The organism is Mucilaginibacter sp. P4_D1 (assembly GCF_056401935.1).
Genome location: NZ_JBFUIJ010000024.1, coordinates 57,171 through 80,152, shown reverse-complemented (window position 1 = coordinate 80,152; position 22,982 = coordinate 57,171). Strand labels below are relative to the sequence as shown.

General features: G+C 43.4%; 14 protein-coding genes. 3 read left to right on the top strand and 11 right to left on the bottom strand.

The window, feature by feature from the left end; translation table 11 throughout:
* Positions 1-208: 208 nt before the first annotated feature.
* A complete protein-coding gene (locus AC1DV1_RS19320; protein WP_477362208.1) occupies positions 209-3,772 on the top strand; it encodes a VCBS repeat-containing protein in 3,564 nt (1,187 codons plus the stop codon).
* 58 nt (positions 3,773-3,830) lie between these two features.
* Here AC1DV1_RS19320 and AC1DV1_RS19315 read toward each other — a convergent pair whose 3' ends face one another.
* The 8 genes from AC1DV1_RS19315 to AC1DV1_RS19280 form a co-directional block, all read right to left on the bottom strand.
* Positions 3,831-6,227, bottom strand: a complete 2,397-nt coding sequence (locus tag AC1DV1_RS19315; RefSeq protein ID WP_477362206.1) for a hypothetical protein — start codon at positions 6,225-6,227, stop codon at positions 3,831-3,833.
* A 14-nt stretch (positions 6,228-6,241) separates the two neighbouring features.
* The gene (locus tag AC1DV1_RS19310; RefSeq protein ID WP_477362204.1) at positions 6,242-7,420 is read right to left on the bottom strand and encodes a DUF4249 domain-containing protein; all 1,179 of its coding nucleotides are present in this window, start codon (positions 7,418-7,420) and stop codon (positions 6,242-6,244) included.
* Between the two features lie 7 nt (positions 7,421-7,427).
* Complete coding sequence (locus tag AC1DV1_RS19305; protein ID WP_477362202.1) at positions 7,428-8,612, bottom strand: DUF4249 domain-containing protein; 1,185 nt, start codon at positions 8,610-8,612, stop codon at positions 7,428-7,430.
* 11 nt (positions 8,613-8,623) lie between these two features.
* Complete coding sequence (locus tag AC1DV1_RS19300; RefSeq protein ID WP_477362200.1) at positions 8,624-9,814, bottom strand: DUF4249 domain-containing protein; 1,191 nt, start codon at positions 9,812-9,814, stop codon at positions 8,624-8,626.
* 63 nt (positions 9,815-9,877) lie between these two features.
* Positions 9,878-12,649, bottom strand: a complete 2,772-nt coding sequence (locus AC1DV1_RS19295; RefSeq protein ID WP_477362198.1) for a carboxypeptidase-like regulatory domain-containing protein — start codon at positions 12,647-12,649, stop codon at positions 9,878-9,880.
* 1 nt (position 12,650) lies between these two features.
* Complete coding sequence (locus tag AC1DV1_RS19290) at positions 12,651-13,349, bottom strand: hypothetical protein (RefSeq protein WP_477362196.1); 699 nt, start codon at positions 13,347-13,349, stop codon at positions 12,651-12,653.
* A gap of 500 nt (positions 13,350-13,849) precedes the next feature.
* Positions 13,850-14,887, bottom strand: coding sequence for a glycoside hydrolase family 43 protein (locus tag AC1DV1_RS19285; RefSeq protein ID WP_477362194.1), 1,038 nt, complete (start codon positions 14,885-14,887; stop codon positions 13,850-13,852).
* A 32-nt stretch (positions 14,888-14,919) separates the two neighbouring features.
* Entirely contained in the window at positions 14,920-17,373 is a 2,454-nt protein-coding gene (locus AC1DV1_RS19280) for a TonB-dependent receptor domain-containing protein (RefSeq protein WP_477362192.1), read from the bottom strand.
* A gap of 239 nt (positions 17,374-17,612) precedes the next feature.
* Here AC1DV1_RS19280 and AC1DV1_RS19275 point away from each other — a divergent pair, with 239 nt between their 5' ends.
* Positions 17,613-18,731: a sensor histidine kinase gene (locus AC1DV1_RS19275; protein WP_477362190.1), complete on the top strand. Its 1,119-nt coding sequence runs from the start codon at positions 17,613-17,615 to the stop codon at positions 18,729-18,731.
* A gap of 1 nt (position 18,732) precedes the next feature.
* Entirely contained in the window at positions 18,733-19,467 is a 735-nt protein-coding gene (locus AC1DV1_RS19270; RefSeq protein ID WP_477362188.1) for a LytR/AlgR family response regulator transcription factor, read from the top strand.
* A gap of 131 nt (positions 19,468-19,598) precedes the next feature.
* Here the strand turns inward: AC1DV1_RS19270 and AC1DV1_RS19265 are convergent, their stop codons facing one another.
* The 3 genes from AC1DV1_RS19265 to AC1DV1_RS19255 all read right to left on the bottom strand — a co-directional run bounded on the left by AC1DV1_RS19265 (position 19,599) and on the right by AC1DV1_RS19255 (position 22,914).
* Positions 19,599-21,335, bottom strand: coding sequence for an alpha-L-arabinofuranosidase (locus tag AC1DV1_RS19265; protein WP_477362186.1), 1,737 nt, complete (start codon positions 21,333-21,335; stop codon positions 19,599-19,601).
* Positions 21,336-21,398: 63 nt separating this feature from the next.
* Positions 21,399-22,310, bottom strand: coding sequence for an AraC family transcriptional regulator (locus AC1DV1_RS19260; protein WP_477362184.1), 912 nt, complete (start codon positions 22,308-22,310; stop codon positions 21,399-21,401).
* A 79-nt stretch (positions 22,311-22,389) separates the two neighbouring features.
* Positions 22,390-22,914, bottom strand: a complete 525-nt coding sequence (locus tag AC1DV1_RS19255) for a carbohydrate binding domain-containing protein (protein ID WP_477362181.1) — start codon at positions 22,912-22,914, stop codon at positions 22,390-22,392.
* Positions 22,915-22,982 lie beyond the last annotated feature (68 nt).

Below are 22,982 nucleotides of genomic sequence, written 5' to 3'. Positions count from 1 at the left end.
GGTTAATTGGGCCGGGCGGGCTATTCATCAAAGCTAACAGTAAATCCATAAACATATATTGAGCGATACAATTTGACGAAATATTGAGATGATTTGCAGAATCTGTTATATCAAAATCAGTTTTCTTTACGTACGCTTACTGTATTGGGTTCAGTAACTTAAAGCTCGGCCAAAGCATAAACCATTATTAAATTTTTATTGTAATTACATGATAAAACCTTTACTCATTAAGTTTAAACTCCCCCTTGTGCTATTGATTTTTTTGGCGGCCGGCTGCTCGCGCAAACAGGACGGCCCTACCCTTTTTAAACTATTGGATGCATCGCAAACCGGCATCGATTTTAAGAACACCCTAAGCCCAAGTGATAGTATCAACATTCTTAACCACCCTTATTTGTATAACGGCGCCGGCGTAGGTATAGGCGATTTTAATAACGACGGCCTGCAAGACGTTTACTTTGCAGGCAACATGGTGGCCAACAAGCTATTCCTCAACAAAGGCGATTTAAAATTTACCGATATAACCAATACTGCCGGCGTTGATGGCGAAGGCAAATGGAGCGCGGGTGTATCCGTTGTGGATATTAATAATGATGGCAAAATGGATATTTACGTATGCGCATCGTTTAAATCAAATCCCGAGCAGCGCCGTAACATGCTGTACATTAACCAGGGCAATAATAAAGATGGCATACCCACTTTTAAAGACGAAGCAAAGGCCTACGGATTAGATGATAACGGCTACAGCACACAGGCCATTTTTTTTGACTACGACCATGATGGCGACCTGGATATGTACCTGCTGACCAACTTTTTAGGCAAAACTACCCCGGTTGCCTATCGCCCTAAACTAACTGATGGCAGCGCCGAAAATAACGACCGACTGTACCGCAATAACGGTAACGGCACCTTTAGCAATGTTACTAAAGAGGCAGGCATTTTAATTGAGGGTTTTGGCAACTCGGTATCTGTAACAGATATTAACAACGACGGCTGGCCTGATATTTATGTGGGCAATGACTTTATATCAAACGATGTGCTATACATCAACAATAAAAACGGAACATTTACCAACCGCGCGGGCGACTATTTTAAGCACACCGGCTGGTCGGTAATGGGGTCGGATTTGGTAGACATCAACAACGACGGCCTGCCCGACCTGGTATCGTTAGAGATGCTGCCCGAAGAAAATGTGCGTAAAAAAACCATGCTGATGGGCGATAACTACATTACCTACATCAACAATAAAAAATTCAATTACGAGCATCAATATATCCGTAACGTACTGCAATTAAATCAGGGACAAACGCCGCTGGGGCACACCCAGTTTAGTGATATAGCCTACATGGCCGGCATTTATCAAACCGACTGGAGCTGGACGCCGTTAGTGGCCGATTTTGATAACGATGGTTACCGCGATATGGTGATTACCAACGGCTACCCACGCGACGTAACCGACCTTGACCATGCCCTATACAGTAACGACCAGGGCCGCACTGTAAAGGAAAACCGCACGCTGGCCGCAGCCGATTCGTTCCCTGTTGTTAAAACGGCCAGTTATGCGTTTAAAAACCAGGGCGGTTATATGTTTGCCGATCAGTCGAAAAACTGGGGTATTGTTAAGCCAACTTTTTCGACCGGCGGCGTTTATGCCGACCTTGATAACGATGGCGACCTTGACCTGGTGATTAACAATATTGATGACGATGCCTTCATTTACGAGAATACGTTGAATAGCAAAACACAGGTAGATAAAACGCACCATTACCTCACCGTTAATCTAACGGGTGATAATAAGAACCTTGGCGGCATTGGTGCAACCATGCGTATTTACTACCAGGGCAAGCAGCAATTTTACGATCAGCAACCCTGTCGCGGTTATATGAGCACCGACGATGCCAAAGCTCATTTTGGTATCGGCACCGCCAATGAAATTGACTCATTGCGCATCCGCTGGGCAGATGGCAAAACCGAATTGGTAAAAAATATCAAGTCAAATCAAACTATCACCCTGCAATACAAAAACGGTTCTGGCAATTACAGCCCCCAGCTTCAGTTGGAGCGTGCACCGGTATTCCAATCAGCAGCAAGCCAATTGGGTATCAAATATGTACACCAGGAAAAAGATGCCATCGATTACAACATCCAGCCAACCTTACCGCATAAACTAAGCCAATATGGACCATCTGTTGCTGTGGGTGATATAGATAACAACGGCTACGACGATTTTTATGTTGGCGGGGCTGCAGGCAATAAAGGCGTATTTTTTATGCAGGGTGCCGACGGTAAGTTCACCATGGATAATAATCGTTTTTTAAACGATAGTTTCAAGGAGGAAGAAGATATGGGTGCGCTGTTGTTTGATGCAAATGGCGATGGCTTCCTTGACTTATATGTAGTTAGCGGCAGCTACGAGTTCCCCAAAGACCATACCACCGCGCAAGACCGCCTATATATAAACAATGGTAAGGGCCAGTTTACCAAAAGCTTTGGCGCAGTACCGGTTGAGTACGATAATGGCTCGTGCGTACGGGCGGCCGATTTTGACCACGATGGCGACCTTGACCTGTTTGTAGGCGGGCGATCTGTTTCGGGTGCTTACCCATCATCGCCGGTGAGCCATATTTTCAGGAACGATGGCGGCAAATTTACCGACGTAACCGCACAGCTTTGCCCCGAACTGGTTCACGGCGGGATGATTACCGATGCGCTATGGTCTGATTTTGATAACGACGGGCTTGTTGACCTGGTTGTTGTGGGCGAGTGGATGCCGGTAACGTTTTACAAAAATACAGGTAATGGTTTTATCAAAATAAAAACGGGAATTGACGCACACGTAGGCTGGTGGAACAGCATTGTTGCCGGTGATTTTAATAACGATGGCCAGGTGGATTATGTGGCCGGCAACCTGGGCCAAAATTCAAATTACAAAGCAACTTTTGAACAACCAATGACCATTATGGGTAAAGATCTTGATGGCAACGGCTCATTCGACGCTATGATATTTTGCTACATGAAGGCCGAGGACGGTTTGCAAAAGCCCTTCCCGATGCACACCCGAGACGACTTGATAAGCCAGCTGATATCTATCCGCAAAAAATACCCAAGCTACAGGGGGTTCGGCAAAGCTACTATGGACGATTTATGGAGCGACAAGGACAAAGAAAACGCGGTGATCATGAAAGCCACAGATATGAACACCAGCTTTATTACCAATAAAGGAAACGGCAAATTTACGATAAGCCCTATGCCATTAGCCACACAAATGGCCCCCGTGTACGGTATGGTTGCAAAAGATATTGACCAGGACGGCAACCTTGACCTGGTAATGGCAGGTAATGATTTTGGAATGGAGCCCTTTACCGGGCGGCATGATGCCTTTATGGGCTTGTACCTGAAGGGTAATGGTAAAGGCGGCTTCGCTCCTTTATCTGTAGCCAAAAGTGGGCTGTTTATTAATGGCGATGCCAAAGCGCTGGCCGCCATACAATCGGCTAAGCGAGGTGATATTTTAGTAGCCACCCAGAATCAGGACAGCCTGAAAGTATATCGCCAAACCGGCATTGGTATGAAGCCTAAAAAATATATCAAACTAAAAGGCGATGATTTTTTTGCAGATATCAGTTATAAAAACGGCAGAAAAAAACGAGTAGAGTTTTACTACGGATCTACTTACCTGTCGCAATCATCGCGTAACCTGCAGGTTGATGCGGATGTAAGTAAGATTACTATTACCGGATATGCCGGAAAGAAGAGAGAAATAACCAATTAAAAAACAATGGCGGGCTGCTTAAAAACAACCCGCCACTGTTTTTTATGTCGAAGCATTTTCACTTTACCTGTGATGAATAACTCGGTTTTACTTCAAAACTAAAGGTTTGGCTGCCCGCCTCGCCGCTTTGGGTTATCCCCTGTATTACGCCAATATAAGTACCGGGTTGATCGGATGTATAAAATGACAATTGTTGCTTACCATTGGCACCCGTATTTACAGATGGCGACCAGTAAAGTACGTTCCTGAAATCGGGCATGTGGCTGGCCGCCTGCGCATCGGTATCGTAAGCCGGCTGGTAAAACTGCCGTTCCTGCTGCAGGCCCTCATAATCAAGCACCACCGCATGCGAATCTATTTCGGCACCGCCCAGGTCGCCTTTGTAGCTGGTAAAACTAAAAATTCCGTGCTCGTACGATGGCCCCAGCGAGTAGTTAAATGGCACATCCTCCAGTTTACGAATTTTGAGCGGATCAACCTTAAACACCTTATTCATATCAAAAAATGGCACCCCATCTATCAGCATCATCGGGTCATCATCGGCCAGGAAGCCTATGCCAATACCGGTAACCACTTTTACGTGAAATTGGTTGCCGGTATGAAAAACGTTTGCCTCCCTGATGTATTCGCGCATTACCTCTTCCATTGTAGTAAAGCGGGTGTAGTTATCTAACAGGTAAGTTTTGTAGGGCGCTCCATAAAATGCTGTGGTATCCGGGCGGGGGTCGGTAAATTGCCTCATTTTTGGCCCATTATAAATATTTTGAACCTGCATTGTTAATGCAGCATCTTCAAAAGTTGTTTGCAGACCAGGCGTAACATCAAAATGTGGCGTTGTGGCTTTGGCAAACTGGTCAGAAAATGGCGTCAAAACATCTATACGGTAATTGGTATCAACAGTGGTATTGGTTTCAACCACAATTTCATTTGGCCCGTAAAACTCCCGCATATTAAATACCAGTTTACCACGGGCGTCGCTTTTAGCGGCATACAGCTGGATGTGTTTACCCGGTATCCCAAGATAGGCATGGATGTCTTTTTCTGGTTGGTTATTAAGTTTATTAACAAGCGTAGCGGTAATAACCGGTCCGTTTACCTCGGGTAAAAAATTAAAAGCCGGTGTTTTTTTATTTAAAACATCGTCCCAGGCAAAGCTTCGCCAGCCCTGGGTAAGCATCAGGTTGTCTGCAGCCTCGGTAGCTACCGCGTTTTTATCGTTAAAATAATAACCCGCCGATTCAATCTCCCCTCTTAAATCCGATTTTAACCATAAGTAACTCAGGATATCTTCCTGTTGGTTGTGCTGCAACGAATCCATCCTATAAACAGACACCGACAGGTTGGCGGCAACAGGCTTATTACCTGAACCTTGCGTAGCTACAGTAACATCAGCCTTTTTACGCATGGCGTACTGTGTAGCGCCTGTACCGGCGCTTATAGATAGTTTTTTTGTTGGGCGTTTAAAATAAAGGCGTTCGCAAACCGGCTTTTTATCGGCACTAAAAACTGTTATTTGCGATATCCCTTCGCCAAGCCTGCTTTTATCTACAACAAAATTGGCGGTACCGTTGGTTACAGCAGATGATTGCACTACTTTAATCACCTGATGGTTTTGAGCAAAAAGGAAAACGTTGCCATCGGTCAGGTTTGTATTTACGCTAACCGAAAGCTGGCCGTTGCCATTATCTTTTAAACTCATTACGTAGCCTTTATTGCTTATGGCCGGAATGTCCTTTTGTATTACTTTCCCTTCAATTTTAACAACTGCACGGTAGGTGGCATTACTTTGAGGCTTAAAAACAAACCTGCCGATTCCGAATTTCAAAGGCTCAAACCTGGCCACCGTATCATTGTTCTGATTAACAATAGCGCCCTTAAAATTTACGCCCTTACCCCATTGATCGGCAGCTTTTACCCCTACTACACTTGCTATTCCACTAACCAGGTGCCCGCCCTCCGGAAAAAACTGGATATCATAGGCCGCCAATGGTGCTTTCTCTGCCTTTACCGGACTTTTCAGCGGATTTATGATGACCAGTTTCTTTGAAAAATAGTAATCGGCGCTAAAGTTTTTCATCCAATTGGTATAAGCCCTTAATACAAAATTACCGGTTGGCAAATTAACCGGGATATACAATGAACCATTTCCGCTGCCATCCTTCATCGCAATTTTTGTTTGCAATACCGGCGTTTGCATATCATCAAGTACTTCAACATATACCACCTTACTTAAGCCAAGGGGTTTCATAAAAATACCATCCACATTAAATACTCTAAACCAAAGCACTTCTCCTGCGGTGTAGCCGTTTTTATCAGTATGTACAAATAATTTCTCCTGCAACGCGTTTGATGTGTAATCGTTAAAATTAGCCTGCACTTCGGGTAATACCTGCCCAAACAACCGGGTTATTGACATGATCGCTACTGCGAAAAAAATGCTGGTAATTTTTTTCATGGTTTGGTATTGTTTTATTTCCAAAATGATGGTTTTTTATTGGTGCCCCGCAAAGTACAATCGGCACAATAATGTTTAGCCGAAGTCATACCTGCTTTTGGGTTTCTGATAGTATCAATAGGTGTCTCTACTCCTGAATAAATAAACTCTTTAACCTGGTGTTCAACGTAGCCCGGTGGAGCCATGTCCGGAATATAATCATATAATTCCGTAATAAGGGCGCAGCCATTATAATAGCTTAAATTAGGCTGCCACGTAGCTGGTAGCTGACTGGCACTAACAAAAAGTCGTTTTTGTGCCACCGCCCCCGCCGTTACAAATCCAATTACAGTTTCTGTGGGATCGGTCAAGTTGTGTATGTTCCCCGTCAATTCAGATGGCTGCGCATCAAAAACACCACCTACCTGCGTCGAATTTTTATTCAGCGCATCATAATAGCTAAAAGCTTCTGAAGTTAAAGCATGTTGCTTTACCAGGATACTGAATTTAATCCGCAACGATTCGGCTGTAGGCAGCAAGAAAGCTACCTGTTGCCCGCTAATCCTGTCTTCAGCTAATTTAGCCGATGACCCTAATACGATGGTAGTGGAAGTATCTGTTACCCAGCAATGATAAATTTGTTGGTCGGCTGTCCTCAATGCTGTAGTATCTTGGTTTACAACAACATACTTTGATTCAAACATAGATTGTACTATATAAGTAATCGTATAATCCCAGCGGTAATAACGCGTGTTATTGGATGGATCATGGGTATTAACCGTCATGGCCAAACCATCATTTTTTACCTGATATCCAACACTATCAATAGCAGGCGAATTTTTCACAACTACATAGTCGGATGCATACTGCTTCCCGTTGGACGTAATTATTTTTAAACGATATTTTTGATCGGTTGGCAAATTTAAAACTGGGCTTTTATAATCGCCCTTACCCATTGTTGTTAAACTATAGGTATTTCCGCCCGAGCTTTCTATGGTTATAGTCGCATTCAGTTCAGGGGCTGACCGTGCGTTACCATCTAAATTTACTGTACGGCTGAGCAGGATATGAGTAGAATCGCCAACGTTAATAAAGCCATCAACAACCAGGTAGCTGCTGTTGCCACCAACAGGTACCAGTACCACAGGCTTTTTACAAGCCGTGGTGGCAACTATTGTAGTAAGCAATAAGAACAACTTCCCTGTTAACTTCATGGTTTTTCTACTTCCAAAATGATGGTTTAATGTTAGTTCCGCGTAATGTACAATCCACACAAACCGGCGTAGACGAGGCATAACCTCCCGGGGCATAGTCAACTGTAAGCTGCAGGCCCGAATAGATAAGGTTATCCACTTCATTTACAGATTGGTCGGGATGCAATGCCAACGGGCGGGCGTATAAAAGCGTGTTCAACACGCAACCATCATAAGGTGTTACCGCCACCCAACTTGCCGGCAAATCAGTTTTATTTATAAAAATCCGTTTTTGAGTTACCTGTCCCGCTGTTATAAAGCCAATTACCGGTTCGTTTAAATTGGTAATACAATGCAGATTGCCGGTAAGTTCGGATGGCTGCGGGTCAAATATTCCGCCAATTTGTTCCGTATTCTTTTTTAACAATTCAAAATAATTGAAGGCATCAGTAGTTATGGCATACTGCTTAACCAGGATGCTGTACCTGAATTTGAATTTTTCAGAATCGGATGCTACCAACGCGATGGGTGCATTGCTAACCTTATCGACACCCAGCTTTGCCGTTGTACCTGTAATAATAGTGCCTGATGTATCGCTTCGCCAGCAATTATATATCATGTCGGCGGGTGCAGCCCTTTCGTATTGAAAATCTGGCGGCCTGCGCGGAAAATCTAACTTCTGTTTCACGATAATCACCGATAAAAAGGCAGATTGAATTTGAAACGTTTCGGTATATTCCCAACGATAATACCTGCTTGTCCCCCCTGCGTCGTGTGTATCCAGGCCAATTTGCAGTCCGTTTGCTGTTATATAGGTATGTATGCTGTCAATTGCAGGGGAATTTTTTACCGGCACAAAATCAGATGCGTACCTACTGCCGTTGGCTGTTGTGATTTTGAGGCAGTACTTTTCATTTGCCCCTAAGTTTAAAGGTGCGGATATATAGGTTCCGTTAGGCCTGCCCGTTAATTTATAACTTGTGCCACTTGCGCTCTCTACCACTACGGTCGCGCCCGGTTCGGGGTTTGTCCGCGAATTGCTATCCAACGCAACGGTGCGGCTCAGGGTGATCGTAGTTGAATCTCCGGATGATATATTACCATCAACAACCAGGTAGCTGGTTACCTTAGCTACTGGTGCAAGGCTGATAGGCTTTTTACACGCTATCGTTGCGATTGTTAATATGGATAATATGATCAGTCTATTTTTCACTTATATTCTTTTTATTTCCAGAATGATGGTTTTTTGTTGGTTCCGCGCAAAGTACAATCAACACATATTGGCGACGAAGCTGTATAACCACCAGGGGCGTAATCAACAGTTAACGATAAGCCGGAATATATCAGATTATATACTTCAGGCACAGATATCGGCGGGATATCCGGAGCTGTATTAGTCACCAAACGTGAATATAGTAGCGTATCCAAATGGCAGCTACTGTACATAGTTTGGGCTATCCAAGCCGAAGGCAAAGCAGCTTTATCAACAAAAACCCTTTTTTGCGTTACCTGCCCTGTTGTTACAAAGCCTATCACGGGTTCGCCAGGGTTAGTAAGGCAATGCAGGTTACCTGTTATTTCTGATGGCTGTGGATCGAAGATCCCTCCTATTTGTTCGGTATTTTTTTTCAACAATTCAAAATAATTAAAGGCATCCAACGTAATTGCATATTGTTTTATCAGGATGCTATACCTGAACCGCAGTTTTTCGGAATTAGCCGCGATAAGCGCTATTGGCGCGTTACTTATCTTATCAACAGCAAGCTTGGCTGTGGTGCCGGTAATAATTGTATTTGAGGTATCGCTTACAAAGCAGTTATAAATTTTTTGATCGCCCGTACGCGGATATTGAAAATCAGGGGGAAGAGGTGGATTGGCTGTATTTTGAACTACCGTAAACTGCGATTCAAACGCACTTTGAATCTGGTAAGTTTCTGTGTACTCCCAACGATAGTATTTAGTACCGTTACCGGGATCGTGGGTATCTACACCTATTTGCAAACCATCACCGGTAATGGTAGTCCTGATGCTATCAATTGTTGGCGAGTTTTTTACCTGCACAAAATCAGAAGCATATTTGCTGCCGTTTGATGTGGTTATTTTGAGACTATACTTTTCGCTCGTAGCCAGGTTTAACGGCGCAGATACATAAGTACCGTTTTTTTTACTTGTTAATTGATAGCTTGTACCGGCTGCGCTTTCAATGGTGACAACAGCACCTAACTCAGGGTTTGCCCGCGAATTACTATCCAGGCCAACAGTGCGGCGGAGAGTGATCGTAGTTGAATCGCCGGATGATATATTACCATCAACAACCAGGTAACTTGTTACCTTGCCCGATGGAGCGATAGTAATTTGCTTTTTACAGGCTGCTACTGCTATCAATACAAACAATATGTAACACATCCTCTTCATTATAACTGTTGCTCAACTACTTTTCTGATTGTTAATTGCTTCATCCCCAAATTTCCCCTGCTATTAAAACCTTATATTATAATTTATAAATGGTATCGGCCTGGCAAAAATGGATAGCTGGTACGAGTTAATTGCCCCACCCTGCTGTTGAAAAAAAGTTGAATAAGCATTTTGCCTTCCTGTTAAATTGTAAACCCCAACCGTCCACGAATTATGGAAGGTTTGGTGTATTTTATGGTTCCCATCTATATTGATAGAAAAATCGGACCTGAAATAGTCCGGAATCCTGTATTCGTTCCGTCCTGAATAAAACACCCGTTCGGCTCCGTTTGAATAATATTTGGCAATGGGCAACGTAATGGGGCGGCCAGTGCTATAGGTAACATCCAGCGAAACACTGTAACGGTGCGTTATGCGGTAATTGCCGGTAAAATTAAAACTGTGCGGTTTATCGTAATTGGCCGGGTAGTATGCCCCGCCATTAATGAGCTGGCCTGCAATGGCATCGTCCTGCTTTAAAAATGTGCGCGAGTAAGTATAATTAACCCAGCCGTTTAGCTTACCGGTTGTTTTACGTACCGAAAGTTCAACTCCGTAGGCTTTGCCCTGGGTATTTAAAACTTCCTGCTCAATAGCGTGGCTCATTACCAGTTTTGCCCCGCTTTTATAATCCAGGTAATTGTCAATGTGTTTGTAATAAACCTCTACCGATGTTTCGATGGTGTTTTGTTGCGCGTTTTTAAATATGCCGAACGATACCTGGCTGCCGTATTGTGGTTTGATGTTGGGATCACTCAGTTTATAAATATCAATGGGCGATATAGCTGTAGTGTTTGACAGTTGATGGATGTATTGCGCGAGGGTATTATAACTGGCCTTTAATGAAAGGTCATCCTGGATATTGTAACGGGCAGATACCCTGATTTCGGGCCGGGAATACGTTTTTATGACTTTGCCGCCGCCATAGTTGGTGCTATCAACAACATTGAGCGGGGTACGCGGTAAGCCGGGCGCATAATTGCGCACAGTTTGTGCGCCAAGATAATTAAACAACGAATACCTGATACCTGCGCTAATGGTAAAATCGGGCGTAATGTCAATTTTATCGCCCAGGTACAGGGCGCTTTCCAAAGCCTGTTCATCAGCAACTTTATCGGGAATTATTAATGAGGATGTGCTATTGGGCGTTTCGCTGCCTGGGTTTAGTTTATAATAAATAGAGCTTAAACCAAAGTCGATCGTATTATTAGGATTAAGATAATAGGTAAAATCGGCTTTTAAATTGGTTTGATTAATACCAAATTTTAGTTTGTAGGCATTAACCGGGTTTGCTGTACTGGCAATATCATATTTATACCCATCGTAACCAACGCTTAACAGACTATATAACTTACTACTAAAATTGTGCTTCCATTTAATGTTTGCGTTTTTATTACTGTAGTTATAAGTGGTATCGCTGTTTAACCTGAAATTATCGTTGCTTAAATAGGTAGTGATATAAATGTTATTATCCTTATTAAACTGGTGACTTAAATCGAGGTTAAAATCATAAAACGACGCATGGCTGTGCTTATATTCCTCGGGCAATAATTTTAACAACCAATCTGAATAGCTGGTGCGGCCGCCAAAAATGAACGACGTTTTATCTTTCACTATAGGCCCTTCAACATTAAGCCTGCTGGTAAGTAACCCTATGCCTGCCGAACCTGTAAAGTTCTTTTTATTGCCCTCGCGGTCGGTAACTTCCAACACCGATGATAAACGGCCACCAAATTTTTCGGGGATGGTACTTTTGTAAAGCTCAATCCCTTTTACAATATCGGGGTTAAAGGCCGAGAAGAAACCAAAAAAGTGGGCCGGGTTATAAATTGTTTTGTCATCAAGCAAAATCAGGTTTTGATCTGCGGCACCTCCTCTTACATTAAAGCCGGTTGTGGCCTCACCAACGGTTTGCACACCGGGCAAGGTTAATACAATACGTAAAACATCGGCCTCGCCAAAAACAGCGGGCACCTGTTTTATACTTTTAATATCTAACCGGCTTACAGCCATTTCGGTACTGCGCACATTGGCCACTTTATCTGCCGATATCTTTACTTCTTTAAGCGTTGTTACCTGGTCCTGAAGTTCGATATTCAGTTCGCCATCGGTATACAGCATAATTTGCCGGCGCGCATCTTTCATGCCTATGCCTTTAACTATCAGCAATTGTTTGCCGCGTGGTAGCGCCAACGTAAAATAACCAAACTGATCTGTTGTAACCCCAATGCTGGTATTGCTTACATAAATGCTTGCGCCGGCAATGGCCACGCCCGATTTGGCACTTTTTACATAACCAGATAAAGCAGCTTTGCCGGGTTTTAACTCATTGCTTTTTATGCCAATTTCATACAGCTTATTTTCGATGGTTGATTCAATTACCGGCTTTTTAACAGGCGCTGTTGTAAAATCAATTACCGGCGACGGCATAACCGGCTTGCTTTGCCCCGGTTTTACGTTAAAATAACCTTCGGCAGATTGTGTCTGAATTTCTTTCCCAAGCGTTAAAAAAACCTGCATTTTTGATGCAACCACGGTATATTGAAAGCCAGAGTTATGAAAAGCCTGTTTAAGCACATCTTCCAGCGGCTGGTTATTTACCTGTAGTGTAATTTTTAGGCTATCAAACTGGGCACGGTCGTAATAAAACCGGTAACCTGTTTTAGCCTCAATATCGCCGGCAAACTGATCAATGCCTGCCTGTTGAAAATTAACACTGATGCTTTTTGAAGTAACCTGCGCATGCAATAGTTTAACCGCCAATAAAAGAATAATAGCCAGGTAAATTTTTTTCATATTATTTGGTTATACTATCATAATAGGCCGTTACCGAAGTCAGCGCCAGTTCGCGCAGGTCATCAAACTGCAGGTGTTTGTCTTTGATGTATTGCTTAAGTTCTTTCTTTTTATCTGGAAACAGGTCAAGCACTGAGCTTTGGCTGCTCACTTTGTAATAGACCAATCCCTTTTTGATATAATAATCGGGCACCTCTTTAAAGGGCACAAAAAGCCGCTCGCGGCCGTTGGGCCCGGATGTAGATTTAAGCAATTTTTCGGATCGTTTTATTAATTGCGATTTGCCGCCATAAAGCTGTTCGTAAAAACCGGCTTTTATACCGCCATTACTGTTGGGTACCCTAACAAAATGCCGCTGGTGTAAATCAAAACCGGAAACTTTATCGGCTATTAACGCAATTGGCGAGGCATGATTGTAGAGCAGTACCACCAGTTGATTGGTGTACATGTCATAAATCATAGATACATTTTCGAAGCTTTGCCCATCGTACTCAACCGAGCCCGGGCGCCAGGCATCAACATCGTCAAGGTAAGGGCTACCTTTGATGGATGAATCGTAAGAATCATAAACCAGGCCGTTATAAAGGCGCGACTGCTCGCCAACGCCCTGGTAAAACCGGTTTGTCACGTTACCAACAGCAGCATCATAGCTTGAACTATCGGCAGATTGTGCCGATGCTGTTTTACACAGCAGGGCCATAACAAAATAACATATTATTTTGACTGGATAACGAGTAGGCATCAGTTAATATTTATTCAGTAATTAAGTCATTTTTAACCATCAAAGCAAATTTTTATTAATTTAATAGTTATTCAAGCTCAATATAATCAATTTGTTACAGTATTTAATATTGTGTTAACAGTTCTAGTTATCCAGGGCAAACCTATCTAAATAGTTAAACGGAATAAGCTGTAGAATCTGGAAGATATAACCATCAAACGATACCTTGTTTTTATTGGCTGATGGTGGTTAAATGATCCAGGTACCAAAGAGACTTGTATTGGCCAAAAACAGGCACAAATATTTGGATGCTTCTAAGTTGCAAGATCAGTTTAGTGTTAACCATGTTAAAATATAAAGCATTGACTATAAAATATTTATAAAAAATATATTTGAAATGTGTTAAGTTATGTTAACCCAATTATTAGATGCGTTTGCCCTGTTTAATTATCGCATATTCTATGAAAATATGTCTGTTACTAATTACCTGATGGTGCAGCCAAAACTACTCCCTCTTTTAACGGTACCCCAAAATCGGGCGAACCATCTTTTTTCCAGCTAAATTTTTGTGCCCGGGGCGACCTTTCATTGCCGCAGCCCTGGCCTGGTTTGGAGTTGGCATGGTACAATATCCAGTCCTCGGTTCCATCCGGCGATTTAAAGAATGAATTGTGACCAGGCGCATAAACGTCATTATCCGGCGCTTGCTTAAATACCGGCCGGGCCGATTTTGTCCATGATGCCGGGTTCATTAAATCGCCACTCGCTGATGCGCTGAGCATGCCAAGCGCGTAGTAATCTGTCCAGCAGCCACTGGCCGAGTAAACCAGGAATAATTTATCGTTATGTTTTAAAATCTCGGGCCCTTCGTTTACGTTAACGTGCGGCGGGTTTGATTGTGCGCCAAGGTCGCCATACTTCTCCCAGTCAAATTCAGGGCTTGATATTTTTACCCGCTGGCCATCAATGGAGCAGGCATCTTTCATTTTGGCTATGTAGATATTTTGCTGCACATTAACATCGCCTTCCCAGCCCGCCCAAATCATATATAACTGTCCCTTGTTTTCAAATACCGATACATCTATGGCCCATTTATTGGTATCATCGGCTACCTTGCCTTTAAATGTCCAGGCACCTTCTGTTGGGTCGGCAGCCGGGTTTTCGATCACATAAATCCGATGGTTGTTGTTATTGCCGTCATCAGCAGCAAAATACATATACCATTTACCTTTTATGAAATGAAGCTCGGGCGCCCAAAGTTCTTTTGAATAGCTGGTGCCTGCCGGCGGCACCCAGATTGTTTTTTTAACAGCAGTTTTCAGCTGCGTGATATCTTTTGTTTTCCAGATAGCCAAGTGATTACCTGTTGAATTGGTATAATAGTAAAAGCCATCTTTGTAAATAACCCACGGATCGGCACCGGAAGGCAGCAAAGGATTAGTGAAAGTTTTTTGCTGGGCGAAGCCCGATTGGGCCACAACCATTAATAAAACGCAGATTTTTATAATGTTTTTCATGCCCTAATATAGGACACAATTTTTTATATAATTTATAACCGCCCTCTTTCATCTTTGGATGCGTTATCATCTTTTCGTTGAGCTTTGTTTTTTGAGCCAAATGAGCGATAATAGGTAAGCTTGACAAAGGGAAAACTCCTTGACTCGGCATTATACCGTACCTGTACCTGCGAATTAAAAGCATCACGGGTTAGGTGGCCAATGTAACTGTAATAACTTGCCGATGATAACAAATCGGTAACTGATAGCTGGAAACTGCCTTTATTGTTATTAAGTTCTTTTTTTATCCCAAGGTTAAGCATCCCGTTTCCGTTGCTTCTTGAGGTAGCATAATATGCCGGCGAATAGGCATAACCGGAAACCTCAACCGAAATGCTTTTAGGTAGTTTAAATGTTTCGCTAAAATCAACCGATCCGGCAAAGTACGATTTGATAAAGGTTTGCGGCGTATAGTCAACTTTGTACTGCCGCCAACCGCCAACAAAGCCATAGCGTCCCTCCCACCAGCTTGTTATTTTTACCGGGATACTTGTTTGCAGGGTGATGTTATTTTGATAAGGGGCGTTTTGCGGGGCAAGGTAAACCAGCCCTTTAGATGGCCCGGTAGAAATTTGTGTTTGCAATATCACATCCTTATCCCGGCTGAACAAAATCGAGAAAACATAATCGTGGTAATTATAAGCCAGTTTAAAATTATTGGTAATGGTAGGTTTTAACGCCGGGTTGCCGGTAAAAACAGATACCGGGTCATTATAGGTTACATACGAAGCCAAATCGCTGTACGATGGGCGGCTTACTCGTTTGGTATAGGATAACTGCAATTCGGAATGGTCGTCAAGTTTCCGCGTCAGAAATATACTCGGAAACAACTTCTTTAATTTCCCGTCGATGTCATATTGCGCATTGCTGGCGTTATCGGTACTGTTGTGCGAGTATTCATAGCGTGCGCCAATAATAAGACTGGTAGCGGTATCCAGCTTCGCGTTCAAAGTTGCGTACCCCGCGCCAATCATCTCTTTTGTAACCAGGTTATTGGACACCCCTACGCTACTTAGCACCCACTGGCCGTTTTGCATGTTTTCTATCCCGGATACACTGTTACTGCGGGTAAAGGTGCCTTTTACACCTGCTTCTAATTTCAGGTTTGGGTTTATCTGCTTTGAGTAATCTGCTTTAAGTACTGATACTTTTATAGCGGTACTGGCCAGGTCGCGTTGGCGGGGCGCGTAAAGGCTGTCGCCGGCACCGGCCAGGTTGCCATAATTATCAACAAAGGTGCTTTCAACATTAGTTTTCCCGTTGTTTTTGTAATAAATATAATCGGCGTCAAAATTAATTTTTTCGCCTTTACTGAGTTCCCGTTCCAGGTAAATGCTGCCAATGGTATTGTAAGTATGATTAATACCATCAAGGTAGGAATTGAACAGCAAAACAGAATCGGGCTTAAGGGCATAGTGCCCGTGGTTGTAATTATTGCTGTGGTCGCTCCCGGCGGCAAAATAGATACTGGCGCCAACGGTTGTCTTTTGATTGGGCCGGATATCGGCGCCAATTTCGGCATCCTGGTATTTGGCTACCGGTTTGGCCAGGCCTGTGTACAAAAACTCAGTTTGCCCGCCTATGGCCGGTACAATTTCTGTCCCGCTTGCAAATAATTCACTATGGCCGCGATCACGAGCATACGAATAAGAAGCCCGCAGGCCCACTTTACTTGTATTGTGGTTGATTGAGGCATTTATGGAACCCTTTTCGCCCTGGCTATACCCAGCCGTAACAGTAGCAGACCCGTTTGTACCCTGCTGCTTATTTTTTTTGGTAACAATGTTAATGAGCCCGGCATTGCCGTCGGCATCGTATTTAGCGGGCGGCGTATTTAACAGTTCTATTTTTTCAATGTCATCAGCACTTATGCCATTTAGCAAAGTAAGTACCTGCGGCATCGACATCCGCATCAGCTTGCCATCCAGCATAACCATTACACCGGTCTTTCCGTTCAGGGTGATGCCGGTATTTTGGGGATTGACGATTACGCCTGGCGAGCGCTGCAGAACTTGTAACACCGAACTGCCTTTTGTTAATATACTGCTTTGTACATTTACTACCACCCCGCCCGGATCCTGTTGTACCAAAGGTTTACTGGCCACAATGGTAACCTCACTTAATTGTTTGGAGGCCGCTTTTAGTCCAATAATACCAAGGTTTTTTGATGGCTTTACGCCTGTAAGCTCAAATACGGGCGACGACCATGTTTCGTGGGTCATATCGCTTACCTTAACAATATACCGGCCCTGGCCAACAGGTTCAAATCTAAAAGCGCCTTTATCATCAGTAAGTGCCGATTTTATCAGCGCGTTATCGGTACTATCTAATAATATTACCGTTGCAAATGATACGGGCTGCCCTCCGGCATCCACAAATTTACCTGATACCTGGGCAAACGATGCCAGGCAAAAAAACGAAAGGAAGCTGATGAGTAAGTATTTCATAGGCCGGTTACGATGATTGTATATCCAAAGGAATACAAACCCAACATGCCACAAAAAACCGATTGACCAGCGTACCACCCCGATTGACGAAATACATTAAAAGCACCGAAGTTTATTAAAACAGCCCACTTTTCTTATAATTTACCGGTTATACATCAACAGTAGCATTTGGTCAATTAATTAGCCCCATTGAGATTGTGGCCATTAAAAAATAATTCATTTAGCTGTATCTTTAGCTTATGCCTCAAATTCAATCCAAACAAAACTGGCTTATCAGGTATAAATTGTACCATCTTCCGTTTTGGTTTTTATACAATTACCTGTGGTGGGTATTTTCCCAGGGCGATCCTATTGGCGTGGCGCGCAGCATCTTTTTTTCACCCTACACGGTAAAGTTTACTTTTTACCTGGTATTCCAGGCTTTGGCGGCGTATTTTAACCTGTATTTCCTGATGCCACGCTATATGGAAAAGGGCAAATTTGCGCAATACATAACTTACGAGTTATTAACCATCATCAGCGCTGCCATGCTGATTGTTCCGGGATATTTTTTAAGCGCCATCCTATCGGGCAGAACAATGGATGATTTATATGGCAGCGGCCCGCATAATTTCTTCACACTTTTCCTGGCCAATCCGCTGCCATCAATAGTGGCCAGCAGCACCCTTGCCATGAGTATTAAGCTAACTAAAACCTGGGCACAAACGCAAAAAAGGCAACAAATGCTGGAAAAAGAAAAGCTGGAAACCGAGCTTAAATTTTTAAAATACCAGTTTAACCCTCATTTTTTGTTTAACAGCATCAATTCCATTTTTTTCCTTATCCACAAAAACCCCAATATGGCATCGGCTTCGCTGGCCAAATTTTCTGAACTGCTGCGGCACCAGCTGTATGAATGCAACGACCAGCAAATCCCGCTTCAAAAAGAGATTGGCTATCTTGAAAATTTTATAGAACTGGAAAAGCTGCGGCATGATACCGAAGTACAGGCCGAGATACAGCTGCATGATCCCTTTGCAGACCAACTGGGCATTGCCCCTTTTATTTTGATGACCTTTGTAGAAAATGCTTTCAAGCACGTATCCGCCCATGTAAACGGCAGCAATTGGATCAGTATAAAACTTGAGCTTCAGGGGCAGCGGCTAAACCTGTTTGTAAGCAACAGTACAGCAGCCGGCGAAGCCAACCAGGCTATAAAATATGGCGGCATAGGGCTGGCCAATGTTAAACGGAGGCTCGATTTAATGTACCCCGGCATTTATGAATTGGATATTGACAGCCAACCCGATACTTTTACGGTAAAACTACAGCTAACACTTGCTGTGCTCCAAATATCACCAACAATGCAAATGGCTTAATATGAATATCAATTGTATAATTGTTGACGATGAGCCATTGGCCCGCGAAGGGCTTGGGAACTACGTACGCGAGGTAGATTTTTTACAGTTGGCCGGCACCTGCGAAAACCCGCTTGAGCTCATGAAACTGCTTGACCGGCAACCTGCCGATTTGATTTTCCTGGATATCCAGATGCCTAAAATGAACGGGATAGAGTTTTTGAAGATTATGCAAAAACCGCCTATGGTGGTTATTACTACCGCATACCCTACCTATGCCCTGGAAAGCTTTCAGCTGGATGTGCTGGATTACCTGCTTAAGCCAATTACCTTTGAGCGTTTTTTTAAGGCGGCCAGCAAAGCCCGGGATTATCACCGGATGCTAACCAAAACAACATCGGCAGATATCAATAAAGCCGAAAGGCAGGATGATTACTTTTTTATTAAATGCGGCAGCAAATATGAAAAGGTGCCGTTGGACGAAATTCTTTATGTAGAGGGAATGCAGAACTATGTGAACATTTTTACCCTGAAAGGTAAATATGTAACCATGCTATCCCTTAAAAACCTGGAGGAGAACCTGGCTGGCAAGTCATTTATCAGGGTGCATAAATCATACATTGTGGCCGTCAATAAAATTGATGGGATTGAAGGTAATGAGATATTTATCCAGGCCAGCAAAATTCCTATAAGCCGAAATTACCGCGAACAGGTAATTGGCCAGGTAGTTACCAACAGGCTTTGGGATAAAAAATAAAACGGCCTGCTACGACAACCTGTGCCGTAACAAACACGTTTTACACTGCTTTTAAGTCATAAGTACTAAGTCAATTGATGTTTTTTCGACTCAGAACCTGAGGCTTTCGACTACCCCGTTAAACACGGTATTTATTTTTTATCACAAACCAAGAACACCACGCCCCTTGCGGGTACGTTAACAGTTATTCCGCCGCTGGTGCCAGATGAATTTGCAGCAAGCGTGGCATACCCAGCCGGACCACCAACATCGCCTGCAGGGCCGTTGTTGTTAACGGTTACCTTACCCGAATACGATCCGTTATCCGTGCCACCCTTCAAGGTATAATAGTAATAATTAGACCCGGTATAGTAATTTTTGAAATTGATACTAACTACCTTATCGGTACTACTTTTATTCACCAGGGTAACACCAGCTTCGCCCGATGTGAATGAAGATGCATAACTCACAATATCGGTACTTCCACTAACTGTCGAACTGATCATCCTGTCGCCAAAGTATTTTTGAAAATAATACAGGTAATAGAATGCCGGCCGCGGGGTGAAATTTGTAGTACCATCCTGGTTAAAAGTAAATAAACCATGGTCGTTACCATCGCTGCCTCCGTTAGCCAGATCCCAGCGGCAGGCCATGCTTACCTGGTTTTTAATTAACTCGCCCAGTACTAAAACAGCATGCACACCACTCACGTAAGAAACCTGTTGCCTTGAACCAGTTGCAAATATATTCCACTCGTCAAGCGCAATGGGCTTTTGAGCCACACCAGCCTTTTGAACAGAATTTTTTACCCAACTTACCATTGGAGCGGTAACTGCCGACGGCGTTGCCAGGATAACGTCGGGTGTTGAATTTTGATTATAAGGGGTATAATAATTATGCACTACAAAAAAATCGGGCGATGATCCGGCAGCAGATAAAACACCCGAATTCCAGTTTTGCCCACCTGTAGTATTGTTTTGGTCGTCTGTTTCGGTTAGTACAATACCTATTTTAATGGAGACACCTATGTCGCTGGCAGCCTTGCGCATCGAATCGGCAAAAACCTTAAAATGTGTTCCGTATAGCTGCCCCGTTATAATTTCGGGCTGGCCATCCTTATTTTTCGATACGTCAATACGATACCCGGCCTCCCAGTTGCCGAAATTTTCATTCCCTACCTCCCATAATTTAGTTCGGCCCCTATCATTCCTTACCCACTGTGCGGCGTAATGCGCGGCAGTTTCAACCGGGTGATCGTTCAGCCCATAACGGGCGTAGCCATAATTTACGGTGATGATACCGGTACTATTTGTTTTTTGTAACAGCGAATAGTAATTGCTAAGGCTTATTGACCAGCTATCGGTTACCATTCCGCTCCAATACCCACTGGTAGGATCGGCGCTGCCATCGGCCTTTAATAATTGAGCAGGCACATCAGCCGGTTTACCGCCCGCGGGCAAATCATAAAAATACACATCAGACAAACTGCCTCCCGGCGCCCTGATAATGTTGGGCGATAGATTGGTGATGTTTTTTACCAGGCCTGCGTCGGTATATTGACTGGTAAACGGATTCATGTTATTGCCAAACAGGTTGTTTGATACCTTCGAGACTACCTGGGCAAAATCTGCAGTGACGGTAACTGAGGATGCAGCTGGCTTTGTTGCACTTGTTGTAGCTGGCTTTGTAAATGTTTTAGCTGTCCAGCTATCTAAAAAAAAACCTTGCGAAACTGCGATGCCGGGGTCGGTTGGCGAAGTAATTGGGCCCGTTGCCCCCCCGTTGCCTGTATCAACAACCGTTGTATCGGTCTTTTTATCCTTTTTGCATGCCGTTAAAGTTATAAGGGCCAATAATATTGTAAATACACTATTTATTATCACTTTCATTTTCCTGTTTTTTACCGTAACGGTATTTATCGGGCCTTTTTCTTTGCCTTTGGTTTGTATAAATTAAGCTACTGACGCTTTTAAGCCAACGTGCGGGCCATGCATAAAGCCCGCAACCATATAGGTTGATCTGAACTCGTTGGGTGTAAATTGTTTTTTGCGTTTAAAAATCCTGTTGAAATTGGATATGTTGTTAAAACCGCACTCATAAGCTATCTCGGCCACCGTAGTTGTCGAGTCAATGAGCATCCGTGCGGCGTGTCCTAACCTTATTTCGTTTAAACTATCGGTAAAAGTTTTTCCGGTGCGCTTTTTTATAAACCTGCTGAAAGAGGCCTCGGGCATGTGAACAACACGGGCAACCTCGGCAAGGGAAACCTTGCGGTTGTAGTTGGTATTCATATGCTCAAATACTTTTTCGATACGGCGGCTGTTATGGTAAAATTTCTCGTTAATAAAGCTCGGATCCGACAAGGTTTTCATATCTGCCGATGTTGAAAGCTCGTGCAGTATGGATAACAATTCTAAAACCGATGTAAAGCCACTCTGCTTATTCAGCGCCATAAGCCGATCCTTAACCGTCATAATTGTTTCGGGCGAGAAAAGAACCCCTATTGGCGCACGCTGCAGCATTCCCTTTAAAAAACTAAGCTGGTTACGCTGTAAAAATTTCTCATCAAAAAGGTCTTTATGAAACTGGATCACAATCTCGGTTATCTGCCGGCTTTTACACTCGTTGGTAAACCAGCCATGATAAAGGCCGGGGCCTACCAGTACCAGTTCCAAATCGTCAATTACATCAATATGTCCGCCAATAACGCGTTTGGCCCCTTTGGCGTTTAAAACCAAATGAAGCTCATAATCGTCATGGTAATGAAGCGGTCCTTCAAAATTATTATCAACCTTCGCAAAAACAGTAAAGCAATCGCCTGCTGTCAGCGGGGTATTTTCGCGCATTACATTGCTTGTCGTCATAAAATAAGCTGTATCACAAAATTCAAAAACAAGTTAGTTAGGCTAGGTAGCTGTATAAGATGGTTACTTTGCAACGGGGCTATTCACTCTGCTCTTTGGCTGCAACATCGTCTACTATCATTGTTCCCGAGGCGTTGCCCATCGCAATCAAAACTTTAAAACTTGCGGCCTTTTGGGGTATTTTAATCACTTTAGTATAAAGCGTCCATTGCTGGTCGCCGGTTAGGCGGGCAATGTTGTCGCCACCATTTATTTCTTTATCGTTACTATCCAAAAAAGCAACACTAAACAGGGCTCCTTCCCAATCATTTTTGCCTTTAACAACATTTAAGGTTTTTAACCACGCGCTAAATTCGATGGCTGTAGCTTTTTTAGGAATCCGGACGGTTTGATCAATCCCAACCCACTTATCGGTGCTGGTGGTTACAATGGCGCAGCTGTTTTTGCCACTTTTAATATTCCATGGGGTAATTTGCCCGCCACCATCATTCCAGCCATAAAAATCATCTTCAAAGCCGCCGTTGGTTAGCAGATTTTTTTGCGCGTTGGCTTTTAACATCAGCAATATCAAACCCACGCTGAATATTATTTTAATCGCTTTCATCAGTCAAATGAATTTTAAATATCGCCGCCAGGTTTATCCTGGCGACGATATTGATCAGGCCTGTTAAT